The sequence below is a fragment of the Ligilactobacillus acidipiscis DSM 15836 genome, from assembly GCF_001435755.1.
Lineage (GTDB): Bacteria > Bacillota > Bacilli > Lactobacillales > Lactobacillaceae > Ligilactobacillus > Ligilactobacillus acidipiscis.
Genome location: NZ_AZFI01000336.1, coordinates 1 through 681, shown reverse-complemented (window position 1 = coordinate 681; position 681 = coordinate 1). Strand labels below are relative to the sequence as shown.

General features: G+C 38.2%; 1 protein-coding gene. It reads left to right on the top strand.

Annotation, left to right across the window (positions count from 1 at the left end):
- Window positions 1-681, top strand: a 681-nt coding sequence (locus FC65_RS11000; protein WP_162257069.1) for a transposase, incomplete at both ends; no start/stop codon positions are given.

The window sequence follows — 681 nt, the reverse complement described above, 5'->3', positions numbered from 1 at the left end:
TTACTGATTATTTTAAACAATTTCCAGCAAGTGTTCGAGCACGTGTCAAAACAGTTACCGTAGATCTAAATAGTTACTATCAAGACATTGCCAAGGCAATGTTTCCGCAGGCAAAAATTGTGATCGACCGCTTTCACATCGTTGCAATGATGACTCGAGCTTTTAATCAAACTCGGGTGCAAACCATGAAAAAGTACAATAAAAGATCCTATGAATATCGCACGTTAAAGTTCGCCTGGCGGCTTTATTTGAAGTATGCCGGAAATCTAGATGAGGAACATGTCTTTTATGACCGACACCTGCGAAAACAACTCACACAACTAGAACGTGTAGAACAAGGACTGACAATTAACGAAGAACTTAAAGCATCGTACGAGTCGATGCAAAGCATCATGGAAAACCTTAAGAATCAAGACAAAGACAAGCTTGTGGAAGATCTATATACAAATCAAAATATAAGTCCCTACATGAAAGCAGTGTTTCAAACGTTCAAAAAGAACTTAGTGGTTGTACTCAACGCCAGTGAATCGGACTATACGAATGGCCCAGTCGAAGGCATGAATCGAATGATTAAACAAATTCAACGCACAGCATTTGGATTCCGTAATTATCATCATATGATTTCACGTATTAAGTTACGGCAAATGAGAACAAAACCAATGAAAAAAACAGAGTTGAAAG